18 protein-coding genes and 2 tRNA genes are annotated in these 19,437 nt (G+C 26.5%); 9 read left to right on the top strand and 11 right to left on the bottom strand.

Translation table 4 applies throughout. From position 1 onward, the window contains the following. Positions 1–14: 14 nt before the first annotated feature. The 4 genes from smpB to EXC37_RS02595 all read right to left on the bottom strand — a co-directional run bounded on the left by smpB (position 15) and on the right by EXC37_RS02595 (position 4,317). The gene (smpB, locus tag EXC37_RS02580; RefSeq protein WP_006608802.1) at positions 15–455 is read right to left on the bottom strand and encodes an SsrA-binding protein; all 441 of its coding nucleotides are present in this window, start codon (positions 453–455) and stop codon (positions 15–17) included. Positions 456–508: 53 nt separating this feature from the next. Further along, on the bottom strand, positions 509–826 hold the full coding sequence (locus EXC37_RS02585; RefSeq protein WP_029891855.1) for a thioredoxin family protein: 318 nt from the start codon (positions 824–826) through the stop codon (positions 509–511). A gap of 78 nt (positions 827–904) precedes the next feature. Beyond that, complete coding sequence (gene gyrB, locus EXC37_RS02590; RefSeq protein WP_029891856.1) at positions 905–2,833, bottom strand: DNA topoisomerase (ATP-hydrolyzing) subunit B; 1,929 nt, start codon at positions 2,831–2,833, stop codon at positions 905–907. A gap of 113 nt (positions 2,834–2,946) precedes the next feature. Further along, positions 2,947–4,317: a DUF2179 domain-containing protein gene (locus tag EXC37_RS02595; RefSeq protein ID WP_029891857.1), complete on the bottom strand. Its 1,371-nt coding sequence runs from the start codon at positions 4,315–4,317 to the stop codon at positions 2,947–2,949. A 118-nt stretch (positions 4,318–4,435) separates the two neighbouring features. Here EXC37_RS02595 and EXC37_RS02600 point away from each other — a divergent pair, with 118 nt between their 5' ends. The 5 genes from EXC37_RS02600 (at position 4,436) to EXC37_RS02620 (ending at position 8,979) form a co-directional block, all read left to right on the top strand. Next, a complete protein-coding gene (locus EXC37_RS02600; RefSeq protein ID WP_036445834.1) occupies positions 4,436–5,335 on the top strand; it encodes an alpha/beta hydrolase in 900 nt (299 codons plus the stop codon). Next, the gene (locus EXC37_RS02605; protein WP_051660703.1) at positions 5,325–6,236 is read left to right on the top strand and encodes an HpyAIV family type II restriction enzyme; all 912 of its coding nucleotides are present in this window, start codon (positions 5,325–5,327) and stop codon (positions 6,234–6,236) included. Before EXC37_RS02600 ends, EXC37_RS02605 begins: the two co-directional genes overlap by 11 nt. Before the next feature lie 94 nt (positions 6,237–6,330). After that, the gene (gene nadE, locus EXC37_RS02610; protein WP_029891860.1) at positions 6,331–7,146 is read left to right on the top strand and encodes an NAD(+) synthase; all 816 of its coding nucleotides are present in this window, start codon (positions 6,331–6,333) and stop codon (positions 7,144–7,146) included. Positions 7,147–7,148: 2 nt separating this feature from the next. Next, positions 7,149–7,889, top strand: a complete 741-nt coding sequence (locus EXC37_RS02615; RefSeq protein ID WP_029891861.1) for a YebC/PmpR family DNA-binding transcriptional regulator — start codon at positions 7,149–7,151, stop codon at positions 7,887–7,889. A gap of 19 nt (positions 7,890–7,908) precedes the next feature. After that, positions 7,909–8,979: a ZIP family metal transporter gene (locus EXC37_RS02620; RefSeq protein ID WP_223211544.1), complete on the top strand. Its 1,071-nt coding sequence runs from the start codon at positions 7,909–7,911 to the stop codon at positions 8,977–8,979. A gap of 21 nt (positions 8,980–9,000) precedes the next feature. On the opposite strand, the gene rnhB is transcribed toward EXC37_RS02620, so the two are convergent. From rnhB to EXC37_RS02655, 7 genes are all read right to left on the bottom strand, one after another. Beyond that, on the bottom strand, positions 9,001–9,600 hold the full coding sequence (gene rnhB / locus EXC37_RS02625) for a ribonuclease HII (RefSeq protein WP_029891863.1): 600 nt from the start codon (positions 9,598–9,600) through the stop codon (positions 9,001–9,003). A gap of 38 nt (positions 9,601–9,638) precedes the next feature. After that, on the bottom strand, positions 9,639–10,565 hold the full coding sequence (locus EXC37_RS02630) for a hypothetical protein (protein ID WP_029891864.1): 927 nt from the start codon (positions 10,563–10,565) through the stop codon (positions 9,639–9,641). After that, positions 10,558–11,484 carry an RluA family pseudouridine synthase gene (locus EXC37_RS02635; RefSeq protein ID WP_029891865.1) on the bottom strand — a complete coding sequence of 309 codons (927 nt, stop codon included), beginning with the start codon at positions 11,482–11,484 and terminating at the stop codon, positions 10,558–10,560. Before EXC37_RS02635 ends, EXC37_RS02630 begins: the two co-directional genes overlap by 8 nt. A gap of 64 nt (positions 11,485–11,548) precedes the next feature. After that, entirely contained in the window at positions 11,549–12,553 is a 1,005-nt protein-coding gene (locus tag EXC37_RS02640) for an ABC transporter ATP-binding protein (protein WP_029891866.1), read from the bottom strand. Between the two features lie 5 nt (positions 12,554–12,558). Continuing rightward, positions 12,559–14,313: an ABC transporter permease gene (locus EXC37_RS02645; RefSeq protein WP_129693842.1), complete on the bottom strand. Its 1,755-nt coding sequence runs from the start codon at positions 14,311–14,313 to the stop codon at positions 12,559–12,561. After that, on the bottom strand, positions 14,306–15,139 hold the full coding sequence (locus EXC37_RS02650; RefSeq protein WP_029891867.1) for a Cof-type HAD-IIB family hydrolase: 834 nt from the start codon (positions 15,137–15,139) through the stop codon (positions 14,306–14,308). Before EXC37_RS02650 ends, EXC37_RS02645 begins: the two co-directional genes overlap by 8 nt. Positions 15,140–15,213: 74 nt before the next feature. Next, the gene (locus tag EXC37_RS02655) at positions 15,214–17,364 is read right to left on the bottom strand and encodes a helix-hairpin-helix domain-containing protein (protein ID WP_029891868.1); all 2,151 of its coding nucleotides are present in this window, start codon (positions 17,362–17,364) and stop codon (positions 15,214–15,216) included. A 151-nt stretch (positions 17,365–17,515) separates the two neighbouring features. Between EXC37_RS02655 and EXC37_RS02660 the strand changes: the two genes are divergently transcribed. The 4 genes from EXC37_RS02660 to ruvB all read left to right on the top strand — a co-directional run bounded on the left by EXC37_RS02660 (position 17,516) and on the right by ruvB (position 19,388). Beyond that, positions 17,516–17,591: transfer RNA gene (locus tag EXC37_RS02660), tRNA-Thr, on the top strand. 57 nt (positions 17,592–17,648) lie between these two features. Next, positions 17,649–17,732: transfer RNA gene (locus EXC37_RS02665), tRNA-Leu, on the top strand. A gap of 119 nt (positions 17,733–17,851) precedes the next feature. Beyond that, complete coding sequence (gene ruvA, locus EXC37_RS02670; RefSeq protein ID WP_006608818.1) at positions 17,852–18,460, top strand: Holliday junction branch migration protein RuvA; 609 nt, start codon at positions 17,852–17,854, stop codon at positions 18,458–18,460. Then, the gene (gene ruvB / locus EXC37_RS02675) at positions 18,432–19,388 is read left to right on the top strand and encodes a Holliday junction branch migration DNA helicase RuvB (protein ID WP_029891869.1); all 957 of its coding nucleotides are present in this window, start codon (positions 18,432–18,434) and stop codon (positions 19,386–19,388) included. The genes ruvA and ruvB overlap by 29 nt, the downstream gene beginning before the upstream one ends. The last annotated feature ends 49 nt before the right edge of the window (positions 19,389–19,437 follow it).

Consider the following 19,437-nt stretch of genomic DNA (forward strand, 5'->3'; position numbering starts at 1 on the left):
TAGTGTGATATTTTTTAATAATATTGTTTAATTTTCTTTAAATAAAGTTCGTTGTCTTTGGCTTTTATTTCTTCTCTTTTATCACTTTTGCTCATTCCAACTACCAAAGCAATTTCTATTTTGATTTTACTCGTTGGAGTGAAATATAGTTTGGTTGGGATAATTGTTCCGTTTCCTAACTTATCTAATTTTGAATTAAGTCTTATTAATTCTTTTTTGTGCATTAGCAATTTTCGCTCGCGTGTTTCATCATTTTTTTCAAGCATATAACTTTTAAAAAGTGCGTTATATAAAAATAATTCACCTTTTCTAAAAAAACAATATGAATTTTGCAAATTAACAGTGTTAGCTCTTGCAGATTTAACTTCTCAACCTTGTAGTACCATTCCACATTCATACTTATCTAAAATTTTATAGCCATGCATTCCTCGGCGATTATCGGTTATTAATTTCATAATCTTATTTTATATTAGAAAATTAAAAATCTCTCTAACTGAGAGATTTTTAATTACATATGTTTTTTTAGTTCTAATTCAAAGGTAGGATGTGGCATGTAACCTAAACCTTTTTGAACTTGTTTTCCATCTTTAAAAATAAATCATGTTGGCATTGAGGTAACACCAAATTCATCAGTTAAATCTTGGTTCGCGTCAACATCTACACGATAAACAGGAACATTATTTTTAGAAACAACTTCTTCTAAAGTGTGTTTAAACATTTTACATGGTGGACATCATAGTGCGTGAAAGACTAAAACATAAAGTCCTTGTTCTTTTGATATTTCATCTTTGTATTCTTTGGTAGTAATTTCTCTAAGCTGTAGCATATAGCCTCCTTTTCTTTTTATAACTAAGTAATGTTAATTAGATTTTATACTAAAAAATGTAAAAAGTGCAAAAAAACATTAAAAATCGATATTTTTTACATATTTTGCGTTTTGTTCAATGAATTCACGTCTTGGAGCTACATCATCACCCATTAGAATTGTGAACATTTGATCAGCTCTTGCTGCATCTTCAATTTGAACTTGTAACATTAATCTTGTTTCAGGATTCATTGTTGTTTCTCAAAGTTGTTCAGGATCCATTTCACCAAGTCCTTTGTAACGTTGAATATTAATTTTTGAATTTGGATTTAATTTACTCATAATTTCATCTTTTTGTTCGTCATTATATGCATACTCGACATTTTTATTTTGTTGAATTTTATAAAGTGGCGGTTGTGCAATATAAATAAAGCCATATTCAATTAATTTTCTAAAGTAACGATAGAAGAAAGTTAAAAGTAAAGTTCTAATGTGGGCACCGTCCACATCGGCATCAGTCATTATGATAATTTTGTGATATCTAAGTTTATTAATATTGAAATTATCTAAAACTCCTGTTCCCAAAGCCGCGATTAAAGAGTTAATTTCTTCATTATTGAAAACTTTACTTGCTTGGTTTTTTTCAACATTAATAACCTTACCTCTCAATGGTAAAATTGCCTGAGTAGTACGATCTCTACCCATCTTAGCACTTCCTCCCGCTGAATTACCCTCAACAATGTAAAGTTCACTAATTTCAGCATTTTTGGAAGTGCAATCTGCTAGTTTACCTGGCAATGAACCAGATTCAAAAACTGTCTTTCTTCTTGCTGCATCTCTAGCTGTTTCTGCAGCAATTCTAGATTTTTTAGCAGCTAAAGTTTTCTGCACAATTAACTTAGCTTCATTAGGATTTTCATTTAAAAATCTTTCTAAATTTTCTGAAAATACCTTATTTACAGCAATTCTTGCATCTTTATTTCCTAATTTAGTTTTAGTTTGACCTTCAAAAATTGGATCAGTGTGTTTAATTGAGATAATGGCAACAAGTCCTTCTTTAACGTCTTCACGTGATACTTTTTCTTCATCTTTTTTGATGATTCCTGAATCTAATCCATAAGAATTAAGTAAACGAGTTAAAGCATCATAAAAACCGTTTTCATGTGTTCCGCCTTCTGTTGTTAAGATGTTATTAGCATATGAAACAATATTTCCGGTAATTTTTGAATTGTACTGAAGAGCAACTTCTACTTGAACAGGAGCGTCTTCACCATGTGAATATTCACCTTCTGCGTAAATAATTTGTTCAGTTATTAAAGTCTGTCCGGTGTTTAATTCTTTAACATAATCTACAATTCCACCTTCAAAAACGAATTCATTGTAAGTATTATCTCTCTCATCTTTAACAGAAATTTTAAGACCTTTATTAAGATAGGCAATTTGTTTAGCATGATCCACAATTACATCTTTGTCAAAATTATTTTTGTCCATTACAGTGAAATCGGGGTGGAATTTAATTGTTGTTCCAGTTTCATTTTTGTCTACTTCATCTAAAATTGTTAAAGGTTGGATAATTTGACCTCCATTTTGAAAATGGGCATAGTGTAATTTTCCGTCTCTTTTTACTCAAGCTTCTAAATCATCACTTAAAGCATTTACAACTGAGGCACCAACACCGTGTAAACCTCCTGAAACTTTATAAGTATTTGAATCAAACTTTCCACCTGCGTGCAATTTTGTCAATGCAGTTTCAACACCTGACATACCTGTTTCAGGGTGCATGTCAGTTGGAATTCCACGGCCATTATCTTCAACTTGAACATAACCATCTTTTGTCAAAGTGATTTTAATTTCATTAGCAAAACCTGCCATGCACTCATCAACTGAGTTATCAACAATTTCTCAAACTAGGTGATGCAATCCTTTTATTCCTGTTGAACCAATGTACATTCCAGGTCTAACTCTAACAGGATCTAAGCCTTCTAAAACCCTTAAATTACTTGCGCCATAATCTCTTTTATCAGTCATAAAATCTCCTTTTCCTTAAATAGTTCTCTATAATAATACTAAGTATTAGTATTATATATTAATTGAACAATTTTGCTCTATAAGTGCAATAAAAAACTTCACAATTGTGAAGTCTAAAATTTATCTTCTGGTAGATATAAATTACCGTCTACCGAAGCAATATTATTAACTGTAATTAAGGCAGTTTCGTCAACAGATCTTACTTTTTTAATCAATCTTGGTACTTGTTTGTATAAAGTAACAGCAGTTAAAACTTTAGTTTTGTTTCCTGAATAACCACCAATTCCTTTGGTGATCGTAAAGCTATTAATTGTTTTTTTGTCTTCAATGATTGCTCTTCTAATATCCGTCATGTGAGGAGAGTAAATTTTTAATTGAACTATTTTGAATTTAGGGAAAAGTTTATTTAAAACAATTGCAAAAACAAAATTACAAAACATAGTAGAAATCATATTAGGTGAAAAATAAAGAGCAGTTTGTCATCTAAAAGAAGAAATTTTACTAATTATTTCTAAATCTTCTTTTGCAATTCCCTCAATATTTTGAACATTTGTTGCCAAATCACTTAAAATTAAGCTTCCTGAAAGATATGTTCCAATAAGGACTGAAATAATCATAATAACTAAATTTATATATGCATTAACTGTTCCAAAATTTTTATGTTTTACAGTGGACATATATTCACCAATTATTCCTGTTACCCCTGCAGAACCGCCCATTATGGCAATTATTGCGAAGAAGAAAGCTAACATTATTGCATAAACAAAGGCGAAAATAATTTGTGCAATTATTGTTCCTCCATCAGATCATTGAAGTGGAATTAGTTGTCAAATCTGACTTTTTCCTTGTCATAAATTTTGCGCAACTAAATCTTTTGCTTCGTTAGAAATTCCCGATGTTGAAAAATCACCAATTAAATAAAATTCATTTATTTGTTGAATTTGTCCTAATCCAAAAGAAACAAGACTACTTATAATTAAAAATTCAAAAGTTAGCAAAGTAAATATTTTCCCTACTTTTTTAAAACCAAAAATAAATATTGGAATACTTAAGATTAAATATGAAATCCAGAAGAGAGCATGATCAATAGCATTATATATTGCAGGTGTAACATAAGAATTAGATCTCAAAATAACATTTACTATTTTTGATAATGCTTGACCAATTGCTGCTGCTCCAAAGTTGTAAATACCTGGGTTTTTAACAAAAAGAATTCCAACTACACCAAATAAAATTGCTAAAAAGCCTGTAATTAAGACTAATTTGTACAACGGCATGGGCGCATAAAATCTTGATAATCTTAATACAAAATTAGAAAGCCGTGTGTATCTATATTGAGTATTACTTTTTTTAACTATTTTTTTTAAATCATCTTCTTTTTCTTTAGTAAAAATGTCATACTCTGGTTTTAAAGAATTTGTGTATTCAAGATCATTAACTTTAGTTTTTTCTTGTTCATTTTGTTTTAAGTCTTCTTTTTTCATCTCACTCCTTTCATTAGTAAAAAAAACACAATTGCAAAGCAATGTGACAATGATATAAATTTAAAAATTTATTTAATTACATGATACCACTAAAAAAACTTTTTTTATAATGTTACTTATGAAACTAAACTATATCAAAGTAAAAAACTACATAATTCCTATTTACTATAAAAACAATAAAAGCGATACAACATTTTTATTTTTGCACGGAATTAATTCATCAAGTGATTTTTGCCTTCCTATTGCGCAAAAAAATCAAAAATATAATATTGTGGCAATTAATTTTCCAGGTAATAAATACTTTGAAAATGTCAGCCCAGAAAATATTACTTTAGAATGATGAACAGAAGCTGCTCAGGCAGTTTTAAAAGAAATTAAAAGCAAAAAAATAGTAGTTGTTGCTCATTCAATGGGTGGAGGTGTTGCCTTAAATATCGGAAAAGATAAAAGAATAAAAAGATTAATTATGGTTGCAACAATTCATCCTTTTATGGTAATTAATAATGGTTACTCCATCTTACAAAAAGTAATTAAACCAATAAGTACTACCCATAAGCTAATAGGAGAAACAATTTCAAAAATTAGTTCTAAATTTAAAAAAACACAGCGTTTAAGTGAAAGTTTTTCAAGAGAAGGTAATTGATACAATCTTTTAGAAAAATATATTTTAAACGATGAATATATGAAAAAATTAAAAGTGCAATATGAAGAATTAAAGGACAAAATTATTTTTGTTGTTGGAGAAAATGATCCTATTGTAGGTACAAAATCACTAATGGATTTCGCTAATCAAATCGACACATTTGTCACAATTATAGGTAAATCCCACTCACCAATTAAAGATGATCCACAAAAGTTTGCTTATCTTTTCGATAGTTTAGAAAAACCCGAAAAGAAAAAAATCTGAACTAAAGTGGTTACTTTTGAGAAAAAAGTTAAAAATTTTGAATCACGGGTAATTAGAATTAATAAATACAAAAATTATGAAAATTTAGAGGAAAATAACTATGAACTATAACGAATTTGAGAATTTATTAAAAGAAAGATTAATTAAGGGAAATGGTCCAAAATTACTAATTAAGCTTATTGATGCACCTTTTAGATACTTTTCTCTATTAAATTTATTTAACTTCTTAACTAAATTAGAACAATCTTTTTTACGAACTCAGGAAAACAATTACTATAAATTTTTAAATGATTTAGTTGCTTATTTTTTTATTAGTAAAAAATTTGAAGCACTAGAAAATAAATTAAAAGTTTTAACAAAAGATGAAGAATCTGATGTTATTCTAGAACATAAAATTAACTTATCGCACTTATTTAGAGACCAAAACACAAAAACATTGTTTTGCATATGACAGAAAAAGAGAGATTATTATTCAAACAACAAGGCTATAGAAATAATTGAAAAATTTAAAAGTGATAACTATCTAATTAAAAAACACTTTGAAGATTATCAAATCAAAAGTTATTTATGATTTGTCGATGAAGAAATTAAAACTAACAAACATATTTACATTCAACATCTAAATGATGATGTTGAAAATCATATCAATGTTGTTTATGGAAGTGAGTTGTTTGATTTTTTTGAAGACAATGAATATTGAAAAATTATTCAAAATTTTCAAAAAACTTTTAAAGATAAAAATCATGATTTTTTTCTCAAAATGCCTAATTTAGACACTGATAAGGAAACTTATGAATTTATGATTGAAATGAGTGATTCGCTTTGAGAAAAATTAAATTTAGATACTGAAGGACACAAATTAATTAGAGAAAAAATATTTGATTTAAGAAATGAAAATTCTAATTATTTAAAAGCATTTAAAATGCGTCAAATCAAAACAACAGCAGTTGATGAAGATGATTATAAAATTAAAAAATATGCAAATGAAAACAATTTAGAAATAAATAATTAATTTTCACAATAATATTAATAGTCATATTTAAGTATATGTATTAAAATATTAGAAGTTATTTATTTATTAAATTTAAACTGTAGTTTGGAAATTTATGAAAACAACTAATGATAAAAAAAGAATTGGATTTTATCAAAACTTTGATTTAAATGATAGTTTTGATAAAGAAAAGATTTCTTTATATGTTGATTATTTAATTTCTTGAATCAAAACAATGGTCAATAAAGTTAAAGCAAAAGGAGTTATTTTTGGACTTTCGGGCGGAATTGATTCTGCATTAATTGCAGCCTTGAGTCAAAAAGCTTTTCCTGAAAATCATTTGGCAGTAATTATGCCAATAGATTCGATGAAACATGAAGAAAATGATTTAAAAGCCATTGAAAAAAATTTAAATTTAAAAACTAAAACAATTAATTTAGAAAAAGCTTTTTTAAGTTTAAATCAAGAATATGGTGATTTATCTCTTCTTGCAAAAAGCAACATTAAACCTCGTTTAAGAATGACAACTTTATATGCCTTAGCACAAAATTTAAATTATTTAGTTTTAGGAACTGATAATTTTGATGAGTATTTTATAGGTTATTTCACAAAATTTGGAGATGGTGGAGCTGATTTGTTGCCAATTAGTCATTTATTAAAAAGCGAAGTTAAAGCAATGGCACAATTTTTAAATGTTCCAAATAGTGTAATTACAAAAAAACCATCTGCAGGACTTTGGGAAAATCAAAGTGATGAAGATGAATTAGGTTTTACTTACTATGAACTAGACAATTATTTAATTGGAAATGATGTAGAACAAAAAACAAAAGAAAAAATTGAAAAATTACATGCAAATAGTCAACATAAAAGAGATCATATTTATAGACCTCTTAGTATTGAAGAATTTTTAAATCAAAAAGGAGAAAAATAATTATGGCAGGACACTCACATTGAGCAGGAATTAAGCATAAAAAAGGTGCAAACGATGCAGCAAGAGGAAAAATTTTTCAAAAACTTTTTAAGGAAATTTATGTTGCAGCCACAGCAGCAGGAGGACCAGATCCAGATAAAAATCCAGCACTTAAATTAGCTATTGCAAAAGCTAAAAGTAAAAATATGCCTAAAGCAAATATCGAAAGAGCATTAGCTAAAGCAAAAGGTGAAGGAAAAGATGGAGCAGTTTTTGTTGAAACATTATTCAATGCAACAATTACAGGTGGAGCTACATTTTTAATTCAAACTTTAAGTGATAATATGAATCGTACAAAATCATCTATGACTATGTACTTCAATAGACAAAACGCTTCATTAGGAAAAACAGGTCAAGTACCATTCCAATTTGATCACAAAGGAATTTTAGAATTGTCTAAAGATGCAATTGACGAAGAAACCTTAACCATGGTAGCTTTAGATAATGGTGCAGAAGACCTTGAAACCACAGATCAAACTTATATTATTACAACATTGCCTGAAAATTTCAGCCAATGTAAAAATGCAGTTGAAAGCATTTTGGAAGAAAATGCTGAATTTCTTCAATGCGAAGTAACTTATATTCCAAATAGTATGGTTACTTTTGATGCTGAAAAATCACAAAAAATAAGTGAATTTATTGCTCAATTAGAAGATGATGATGATGTACAAGAAGTATTTCACAACATTGAATTAACTGAGTAATAAATGTAGAAAGATTTTAATGACTTTTATAAAATCATTTATAGAAATTTTAAAAAATGGTCATGCAAATTATGGAATTATTGATTGGGATGCTAACAATGAATTAATTTTAGCCAAATTTTACTTTGTTCTAATTGCTGCTTTTTTCATTTTGGGAATCCCTATATTAATAACATTAATTTTTCCTCTTTTTAAAAAAGAAAAATTAAACAAAAGAGGAACACTGCTTGTTTATGCTTTTGTTACTGGATTTTTTATAGCAATGGCACTATTTGGATTTCTTAGAGAAGCACTTGAAGTAAGTTCTTCAAGTGCACCATCATCTGGTTATAATTCAAATCAAACTTTTGGTTGAAATATATTATTAGTTGGATTAGGTTTTGCCGTTGGATTAGGATTAGCATACGGTTTAAGAAGATTAGTTAAATGAATTTCAAAAGTTAAAGCCCTTAGAAATGATCCACAAGCTCGTCTATTTATTCACTCTCATGAACTTGCGCATGCAAATGATAATCACAATCACATGGAACATGATATCGCTCCTGATCATAGTGCAAAAAGAGTAAACACAAAATATAAAGTTAATGGAAAAAGTGAAGATAAAAATAAAATCATTGCTCTTTTTATGATTTTAACTCACAGGATACCTGCAGGATTGATAATTGGATATAGCTTAAATAGTTTTTTTGAAATTGGAACTAAACTTAATACATTAGGTTGAGCTTTTATCATTAGCTTCATTTTACACTTAATTCCCGAAATTTTGATTTTCTTTTATCGTCAAAGAGAAATGGGGATTAGTAAATGAAAAGCTACTTTTTGATCAATTTCTTCATTGTTGTTCCTTATTCCTTTAATGTATATTGGAATATATTTGGGTGAATATATAAATAAACTTTGACAAATAAGAGCACTAATTCAAGCAATGGTTGCAGGAATTTTTCTTTTTGCAGCTATTATTGAATTTTTACCAGAATTTTATCATGCACATCACGAAAGAAGATTATTCAGACTTGTAATGATTGTTTTCTTTGCTGGTTTAGTTTCATGTGCAATTATCCTTTCTTTCCATATTCATGGTGTAAGATAAAAAAATAGATTTTTAAAAAATCTATTTTTTTATGCATTTTTCAACGTTTTTATAAGTCAGTCGATGAATTGGAGAAGGACCAAAAGCTTCAAGTACGTTTTGATGATCTTTAGTTGCGTAACCCTTGTGTTTCTTAAAATTGTACTGTGGATATTTTTGATCATAATTTTCCATTAGTTGGTCTCTAAAAACCTTAGCTAAAATGGAAGCCGCTGCAACAGAAATACTTTTACTGTCCCCCTTGACTAAATTGATTTGTTTAATGTCTGTTTGGTCAATTTTTTCAAAATCTGTAATGATTAAATTTGGTTTAAGTTCAATTTCTTTAACTATTTTTAACATACCATTTCTAGATGTTTGTTTAGGGTTAAATAAATCAACATAATTTGCATCATAAACTACTATTTTATAGGCTAATGCATCTCTTTTGATTATTTTAAAAAGTTCTTCTCTTTTTTTAGAATTCAATTTTTTTGAATCATTAATGTCTAAATTAACATAATTTTTATTAAAGATTACTCCCGCTACAACCAAAGGACCAGCACAACAGCCTCTGCCTGCTTCATCTAAACCTAAAATCAAATCATATTCATTTCAATAATCTTTTTCAAAATTTAACATGCAAAAATTATAAATAAAATGCAGTAAGAAGCTGCATTTTATTTATTTTCATCATTTTTGTTTTTTTCCACAATATTAAGAATAGCATCTACTAATTCTTCTTTTGACATTTTGTCATAACCATGAATGTATAGTTTCCGGGCAATACCAAAAAGTTTTTCATTATTTAAAGACATTAAACGTTCTTTATTTTTTTCTCATTCTGTTGATTTTTGTTCGTGATTATTTTTTACTTCGGTGTTAGTAACATCTTCTTCTTTAAAATCAGTTTCGGTTTGATTTTTAGGAATATTTCCACCAAAAAGATTACCAAAAAGATTTGAATATTCTTCATTTTGTGAAAACATTTTTGAAAATTCTTCACTTTGTTTAAGAATAAATGACCTATGAAAAGCAATTTTTATAAATTTTATTTTTCTATAAAACAATGGAATTAGTAACAAAGTTAATAAGACTGATGAACCAGAAAAAGCTAATAAAGTGATCATTGCACTATTTCAATAAGTTGTTTGTCCTGATTTAGTGAAAATCATAATGTAATCAACTAATCTTAAAAAAGTTGTTATTGTAAGTAGAAGAGTTGGAAATGTTTGTAATTTTAAAAAGCTTTTTTTTGTATAACTGTTATAAATTCCATAAGCGAAAAAGACAGTTACTAAAATTACAATTCCAGACATTACACCATAAAAAGTTAAGAGGTTATTGTAATACTCCTGCACATTTGCATTTTTATCATTGACATTTTCTATAAAGAAATCTAAAAGTTTAGTTTTTAGTGTAGTTATTAAAATTAAAGAAATTATTGTGGTAATTGTTGCAAAAATAAATGTACTTAAAGCTAAAAAGACAAAGAATCGAAATTTTGGTTTCTCATAATCTTTTCATAATTTTTGCGAATCCGCTGTTACATTATTTAAAAAATCATTACTATATAAATTTTTAAAGTAAGTTGAAACCTTATTCATCTTTTTCTCCTTTATCTTTTAAAGTTTCAAAATCAAAGTCTGCTACATTGAATTCTTTAGGCACATTAGCATAAACTTTTATTTTTTTGTTAGTTTTTGGATGTATAAATTCTAGTTTATAAGCATGCAATCTTTGACCTAGTTCATCTACTTTAGTACCATATGTTGCATCGCCATATACTGGATGTTTGAGATATGCCAGATGAACTCTAATTTGGTGTGTTCTTCCTGTTTCCAAATCACATTGAACTAATGAATAAGGTTTTTTATCAATATAAAAGGTTTTAAGCAATTTAACATTTGTTATAGCTTCTTTACCATTTTTATTAACCTCGATTAGTTTACGATCAGTTCTGTGTCGATTTAGTGGTAAATTAATTCTCATTTGTTTATGTTTTAAAATTCCACTAGCAATTGCAATATAAGAACGTTTTATTTCATGTTTTTTTAACATTTCAGAAAGTAAATTATGAATTTCATTATTCTTTGCAATTATTAATAAACCACTAGTATCTTTATCAATTCGGTGAATAATTCCTGGTCTCAATAAACCATTTTCATTTGATAAAGTTTTGAAGTGATAAAGTAATCCATTGACTAAAGTATCATTATAATGACCAGGAGCAGGATGAACAACTAAATTAGTTGGTTTATTGATAATAACTAAATCGTCATCTTCATAAACAATATCCAGGTTCATTTGCACAGGTTCAATATTAATTTCTTTATTTATTAATCTTTCAATTGTAATAATTGTGCCTTCAGTAACAATAAAATTAGGTTTTCTTACTGGTATGTTATCTCCAATAGTAACAGCGCCTTCCAAAATTAATTGTTTTATATCATTTCTTGAAATTTCACTATTATCTGAAATGTACTTGTCAATACGTTCTTTATATTCAACATTTATTTTTAACATAATGCAATTATATTAAATAAGTAAAATAATTTAAAATTTTTTTTGCACTCTTATATTTAGACTGCTAATTTTTGAAGTAAATTTCATCCAGATGTAATTTATTGTCCTTAAATTCTAAAATTTTGTAATTTTTTCTTGTAATTTCAAAAAATAATTTTTGCTCTTGTTCTGTATTCAACTTCAATTTTCATTGATCATTAACTAATTGATGTTTAATTTTATTTTGAATAAGAAAATCTTTAATAAGTGAATTGTTACTTAAAATTAAGACTTTATTGAATTTTTGATTTTTAAGTTTCTCACTAATTTTTCCACTATCTAAAACTTTACCATCTTTTAAAACCGTATAACTATCTATATATTGCTCAAGTTCTAGGATTATATGACTAGAAATTAAAATAGTTTTACCTTGCATATGTAATTTTTTGATAGTTTCAAAGAAATTAATTCTAGCACTTGGATCTAAATTAGCAGCCGGTTCATCCATAATTAAAATATCAGGATCATTTAATAAAGCTTGCATTAAAAGAACTTTTTTCTTTTGACCTGATGACATTAGTGCTGGGCTTTTTTGTAAATCTTTTGCGTTGAAACCATATTCTTTGATTAATTCTTGAACTCTTTCCACTGCTTTCTTAGAATCTAAATTAGTCATCTTAGCAAGATAAAGTAAATATTCTTCAACATTTAATTTTTTTGGAAAAACTGCTATTTCAGGTATATAACCTATTTTTTCTTTAGACTTAATACTTCTTGCATTAATGCCATCAATAAAAATTTCTCCAAAATGAGAAGGATAAAATCCCAAAATAGATCTTATTGTTGTAGTTTTACCTGCTCCATTGTCACCTATAAAACCGTGAAATTCGCCTTTTTTAATTTCAAAAGACACATTATCTAAGGCATATTTATAACTTCCATTTTTTAATTTAAAAATCTTAGTTAAATTTTGAATTGAAATTGCAATATCTTTTTGAGGTACTTTGAATTTTATTCTTTTAATATTTTGAATTTTTTTCTTATATTCTTTCTTATTACTTCAATATGTTTTAGTTAAAAATTTTCACATAAAACCTACTTATAATCTTTTTTAATTGAAATAATTCAACCTGTAAACAAACCAATTGTAAAAGTTAATAATGGAATTAAAATTGCTCAATGAACAGAAACTATGTCTTGTCTTTTAAACTGAACTATATTATTGTTTAAAATAACAGGTTTTAACAAATTTTGCTGATAATAGTCAAAGTTTTGATAATTTTCACTTAATAATGCATCTAAATCATTAAAATCTAAAATTAAATTTTCATCATTAATTTCTAAAGCTAAAAGATGAGTTAAAGCACTATTTGTCAAAATTGATTTTAATTCAATTTTGAATGAATCAATTTTTGCTATTTGTTTTTGATAATTATATTTTTCCTCTGCAGAAGCATTATCAGTGGATTTTGAAGGAGTGAAGTTGTTTGCTAATAATTCTACAAATTGATTCAATTTATTTAAAAGTTCAGTGTCTTCTTTAATACTATTTAAAAAGATTTTTATTTTAGATAAATCTGCAATTTCAAATACTTTTCCTTCAAAATTGATTTCCTTTTTTAAATTATCAATATCTTTTAGATAAGTACTTCTATCAACATTTGTTAAATTATCGAAAAATACGGTATTTAATCTCTTTAAATATTCCAAATTGTCTTTAATTACATTAGTAAATGAATAGTAATCTAAAAAATCTTCCAAAGAAAACTGTGTTTTGTTAGTACCAAAATTATTTTTAATTGCTTCTGAAATGATTGAAATATCTATTTTAAATGCTAAATAATATGGTTTCAATCAATTATTTTTACTTTCAAAATTAACAAGTTTTAAAATGTTTGCCCCTTGAAAGTTATTATCATTTTCTATTTTTTTAATCTGCTGATTTTGATTTTCAAGCATTAATTTTTGTTGACCTAAAATAAAAACTCTATAAAAATATTCAAAATAATTCCAGTTTGAAATTTTGTTATAAACATTATTGTTTCCTAGATCTACTTCTTTAGTTAAAGATAATGTTTGATTGTCATAATTTTTGTATTCATTAAAAATTTGTTTTGTTGATTTGTTAAAAGCCAATAAAGATATTTCTTTATCTAAACTATTTTGAATGTTTGAAATAGTTCTATTTGTAAAATTTTTTTCTTTTCCAGTGAGAATTAAAAGATTATTTTGCACTGAATTTATAACTTGCTGCTGTCGATTAATAGCACCTGTTTTAATAAAACCAAAAACGAAAATTAATAAAAAGGGCAAAATTCCTATAAAAATTTGAAATATTCTTAGATCTACAAGCAAGTGCAATATTAGAGCAAAACCTAAAATAAATAAAGCGGCTAAAAAAGAAGCGAACAATAACGTTGAGCTACTTAAAAAAATAGTTTTTGCAGATATTTTAGGAATAATTAATAGACTAATTAAATTACCTAAATAAAGTATGAATAAGGAGAAAATGACACAAATTAAAGCAGCAAAAAGATTTGTATAATAAATTTTAGTTTTACTTAAAGGCTTAGAAAACAAAATTATTTCAACACCTTCTTGTTTATATTTAAAAAAAATAGTTTGTCCCACTAATGCAACTATTCCAAAAGTTGCAAAAAGTGTGAAATTAGCTAAACTAGACATAACAACTGTAGAATTTAAAAGTGTTTCAATTTTACTTTTATCTTCAATTGATATAAAAAGTAAGAGTCTTATTATCAAATATAAAACTCCAATTACAATTGGCACTGCGTAAGATGAAATTTGTCTAAAATACATCTTTAGTTGCATTTTTAAAAAACTAGTCATGATTTAAAATTAATTCTCCGAGAGTTTTAGCCAATCCACCATTTTTATAGGCATATTTACTTATAATATTGGCTTTGTTTTTATATTCTTCAACACTATTTGCCATTGCAACTACTGTACCAACTATTCCTATTGTAGAAGCATCATTCATAGAGTCGCCAAAATGCATACAATCTTCTAAATTTATACCTTGATATTGCGCATAAATTTTTTCTGCCTCGCCTTTTGAACAGCCTTTGCTTGTAACTTCAAGAAAATTATTTTTTTCTCCAGCAAAAGAAATTGTTAAAAAGTCTTTATATTTTTTATTTAAAAGATCATAGAAATTAGCAACTTTTTCTTTTTTAATATTTCAAAAAATAACTTTATAAATTTTTTCATTTGTTTTATATTCAGAATGATGTTTCGCTTTTGCGCCTTTTAAAAATGCGCCTGCTTTAAAAAACAAACATGTGCTATAACTTCCATTTTTAAAATCTGAATTCAAAATTACTGTCATTTTTTCTTTTGCTGCTAATTCAAAAATTTCAGTCATTACATTTTGATCAATTGCTTTTTCGAAAATAACTTTTTGATCTTTTATAATTTTGCTTCCATTTCAAAAAATAATACTGTTTGGTAAACCTAATTTTGAATTAATGTCGTATGTTTTTTTAAGTTCTCCCCTTCCTGTTGAAATTACAACTTCAATTCCTTTTTCTCTGCACTCTTTTATTGCTTTAATATTTTCATCACTAACACTTGATGTCTTATCTTTTTTTATATCTAAAGTCGTTCCATCTAAATCGATAAAAATTAATTTAGGTTTTTTCTCTATTTTTTTCATACGTTAATTATATTTAATAATTTATTTAAGTCACTAAATAAAAGTAATTAAAAAAACACCAATTGGTGTTTTTACTAGTGATTTATTTTTCCTTTAATTTTTGCTTTTTCTTTATCAATTTCAATAATTTCAATTTTGAGGTTATCTCCAATTTTAAAATGATCATAGATTGTATTAATTAATTTATTATTTTTGTCTAAAATAGCTGATTTATGAACAAAAACGTTTTCTTTTAATCCAATATAAGCAAAAATTCCAAAATCAGTAATGTTTGATATTGAACCATCAACAATCAATCCTTCATGAAGATCTTCAAGATTCAAAATATCATCTTTTAAAAGATATCCTTCTTTTTCATCTCTTATATCTTTTGTTGGATTAGCTAATGCTTCTAAAATTAAACTAACATCATATTTGTTTGAGTTAAATTTTTCTGCTAAACTTTCTGCATTTTGAGATTTTAATAAGTTTGAATCAATATTGTTTAAATCTAAATTTAAATAATCAACTATTTTATACGCTAATTCATAACTTTCAGGGTGAATAGATGTTTTATCAAAGAAGTTTTGTGAGTCGTAAATTCTTAAAAAACCTATAGCTTGTTCATATGCTTTAGATCCCAATCCTTTAACCTTTTTCAATTCTTCACGATTTTTAAATTCTTTATTTTCATTTCTTCAAAGAACAATTGATTGAGCAACTTTTTTATTTAATCCAGAAACATATTTTAAAATCTCTTCTGTTGCACTATTTACATCAACGCCTATCAAATTAACTACTTTATCAACTTTAAATTCTAAAGCTTTGTTTAAGTCTTTTTGGTCAACATCATGTTGATATTGTCCTACACCAATTGATTTTGGATCAATTTTTACCAATTCATTAAGTGGGTCTTGAAATCTTCTTCCAATGTTAATTGCTGATCTTTCTTCAACGGAAAGATTAGGAAATTCTTTTATTGCTATATCAGACGCAGAATAAACACTTGCTCCTATTTCAGAAACAATAGCAAATTGAATGTGTTCTTTTGGATCTATTACTTTTCTCTCTTTTAATAACTTACTAATAAATTGCTCAGTTTCTCTTGATGCAGTTCCATTACCTATAACAATAATGTCACTTTCATATTTATTTAGAAGTTTATTAACTATTTCTTTTGCCTCTTTTACCTTATTTAATGGTGGATTAGGATAAATGATTTTAATATCAAGAACTTGTCCATTTTCATTTAAAACTGCAATTTTACAACCATTAACAAAGGCCGGATCAATAGCTAAAACTTTCTTATTTTTAACAGCTGGTCAAAGGAGCATAGACTCAACATTTTCAGCAAATAGTTTTATTGCTTCCTTCTCTGCTTTTTCAAAAAGTTCTCTCTTAATTTCTCTTTCAATAGAAGGATAAATTAATCTTTCTAAGGAGTCTTTTAAAGCTTCGTTAATAATTTTTCCAGTTCTTTTAATTTTGAAATATTTATTGTTTAACTGATAATTAATTGTATTTATGCTGTAAGTTAAATCATAAGAAATTATTTTTTTGTCTTCTCCCCGATTCATAGCTAAAACACGGTGATTGGGAACATATTTAATTCTTTCTTTATGTTCATAATAAATTTTAAAAATTTCTTTTTCATCATCTGCATTCTTTTTCTTTTTAGTTTCAATAAAACCATAGTTTTTAATTTGTTCTTTAACAAACTCTCTTGTTTCAACATCTTGTGATATTCATTGACTAATAATGTATTTAGCTTGTTCAATTGCAAATTCAACACTTTCAACTTTGTCATTTAAATATTTTTTAGCTTCATTAATTGGACTAAACATTTCATCTTGAGCCTCAAAAATTGCTTTTGCTAGTGGTTCTAACCCTAGTGCAATAGCATCAGTAGCTTTAGTTTTTTTACCTACTTTAAATGGTTCATAAATATTTTCTAATTCTGCTTTGGTTTCAACATTCTTAATTTTTTCTTCTAATTCAGAAGTTAACAATTTGTTTTCGCTTAAGATATTTAAAATTGCTTCTCTTCTTTTGTTTAATTCAACATCATATTGATAAAGATTATCAATTTCTTGAATTATTTCTTCATTTAAGCCGCCAGTATGTGCTTGTCTATAACGAGCAATAAAAGGAACAGTTGCTCCTTCTTGTAAGAAATTTAAAACTGTTTCAACTTGTTTTTCTTCTAAATTCAATTTTTTAGATACATTTATAATAGAAATATTCATATATAACTCCTTTGATTTATTATGTTTAAAAGTTTATATTATTTTATAAACACTTTAATTATTTTCAAATAAATAACAAAAGATTAAAATTAATAAAAAAATAAAAATATTTTGCCAAATATTTTTTTTATACTATAATTCATTAAGCAATGCCGCCTTAGCTCAGTTGGTAGAGCAACTGACTTGTAATCAGTAGGTCGTAGGTTCGAGTCCTATAGGCGGCACCATTTGCTTAACTATAGTTAGTTTTAAAAAGGTGCAATTCCTTTTATGAGCAATTATTTGCGCGAGTGGTGAAATTGGCAGACACGCTAGATTTAGGCTCTAGTGCCTTTGGTATGAGGGTTCGAGTCCCTCCTTGCGCACCATTTGCGATTGCAACCAAATCAGCTTTATGCTGATTTTTTTTATATTTTTTTACTTTTTGTTCATTTTTAGAAAACAATCTCCTCTTTGCAATTAATTGTTTATAAATAAGGAGGTAAAAATGGTTTTATATAGAATTGGTGAAATCATTTACAAAAGTTACAACAATATTATTTTTGAAAGTCAAGGTGTAGGATATTCTCTAGTTGTTCCCCAACACGAAAGATTTGAAGCAAAAACTAAAACAAAACTATATATTCATGAAATAAAAAATGAATATTATCAAATAACTTATGCTTTTAAGGACTTTAAAGAAAGACTATTATTTATTGATTTAATTTCCTTGCAAGGTGTTGGACCAAAAGTTGCATTTAATTTAATTAATATTGGATGAGAATTACTGGGTAAATATATTGCAAATGGTAATACTACAGCAATTAATTCTATACCGTATATCAATAGCAAAGTTGCCAAATTGGTAGTTAGTGAATTACAAGATAAATGAAGTAAAATGCTAAACATTAGTAAAGATGAGCAAGATTCAAGTGCAATAAATTCTTCAAATTTATTAGAGATGAAAGATACATTAAAAATGCTCGGATTTAAAAAAGGGCAAATTGATAAAGCTGTAGAAAAAATTACTCCAACTGGAAATGTGGAAGAAATGATTGAGGAAGCAATTAAATTAATATCAAACAATTATGAACAAAACGTATCTACGACCGCTTAATTTTGCAGAATTTATTGGACAAGAAAAATTAATTGTAACGCTTAAGACAATGATAAATGGTTCGTTGCAAAGAAAAGAAATTTTAGATCATATTCTTTTTTATGGTCCGCCAGGCGTGGGTAAGACTTCTCTAGCAACAATTATTGGAAATGAACTTGGCAAAAAAGTTCATTTTTTGCAAGGAAATTTATTAGAGAAAAAATCAGACATTCTTTCTGTTTTTGCTGGCGTAAGTGATGGAGACATTGTGTTTATTGATGAAATTCATAGCATTAATAAAAATGTTGAAGAATTAATATACACAGCAATGGAAGATTTTAAAATCGACTTAATTATAGGTCCTGAAGGAAATTCTAAAGTATTAAGAATGAATTTAAAACCCTTTACTTTAATTGGCGCAACAACAAAGTCTAATTTACTCAGTGCTCCGTTAAAAGATAGATTTGGTCTTAAAGCAAAATTAAATCTATATAAAAATGAAGATTTAGTTAAAATTCTTTCTAATAGTGCACAAAAAATGAACATAACTATTGATGAAGATATATTATTTTTGATTAGTAAGTATTCTCAAAATGTACCAAGAATAGCAAATAATCTATTAAAAAGAGTTTATGATTTTGCTCTAGATAATAAAGAAGATAAAATTACTAAAAAAACTGTTTTAAAGACATTTAAGTATTTAGAAATTTATAAATTTGGTCTAAATAAAGATCATTTAGAATATTTAAAAACTCTTAGAGACGTTTTCGATTCTAAATTCGCATCAATTGATGCTTTAGCGTCTATTTTAAACTTCAATAAAGAAAATTTAATTTATGAAATTGAGCCATTATTACTTAATCATAAACTAATCCAAAAAAGTCCAAGAGGTAGATGCATAACAACTAAGGGAATAAATTATATTTTAAATAATCAATTTATCAACTAATATCAAAAACTTCATTTCTAATATTTATAATTAGTAATTTAATATATAA

The organism is Mycoplasmopsis columbina (assembly GCF_900660685.1).
Lineage (GTDB): Bacteria > Bacillota_I > Bacilli_A > Mycoplasmatales > Metamycoplasmataceae > Mycoplasmopsis > Mycoplasmopsis columbina.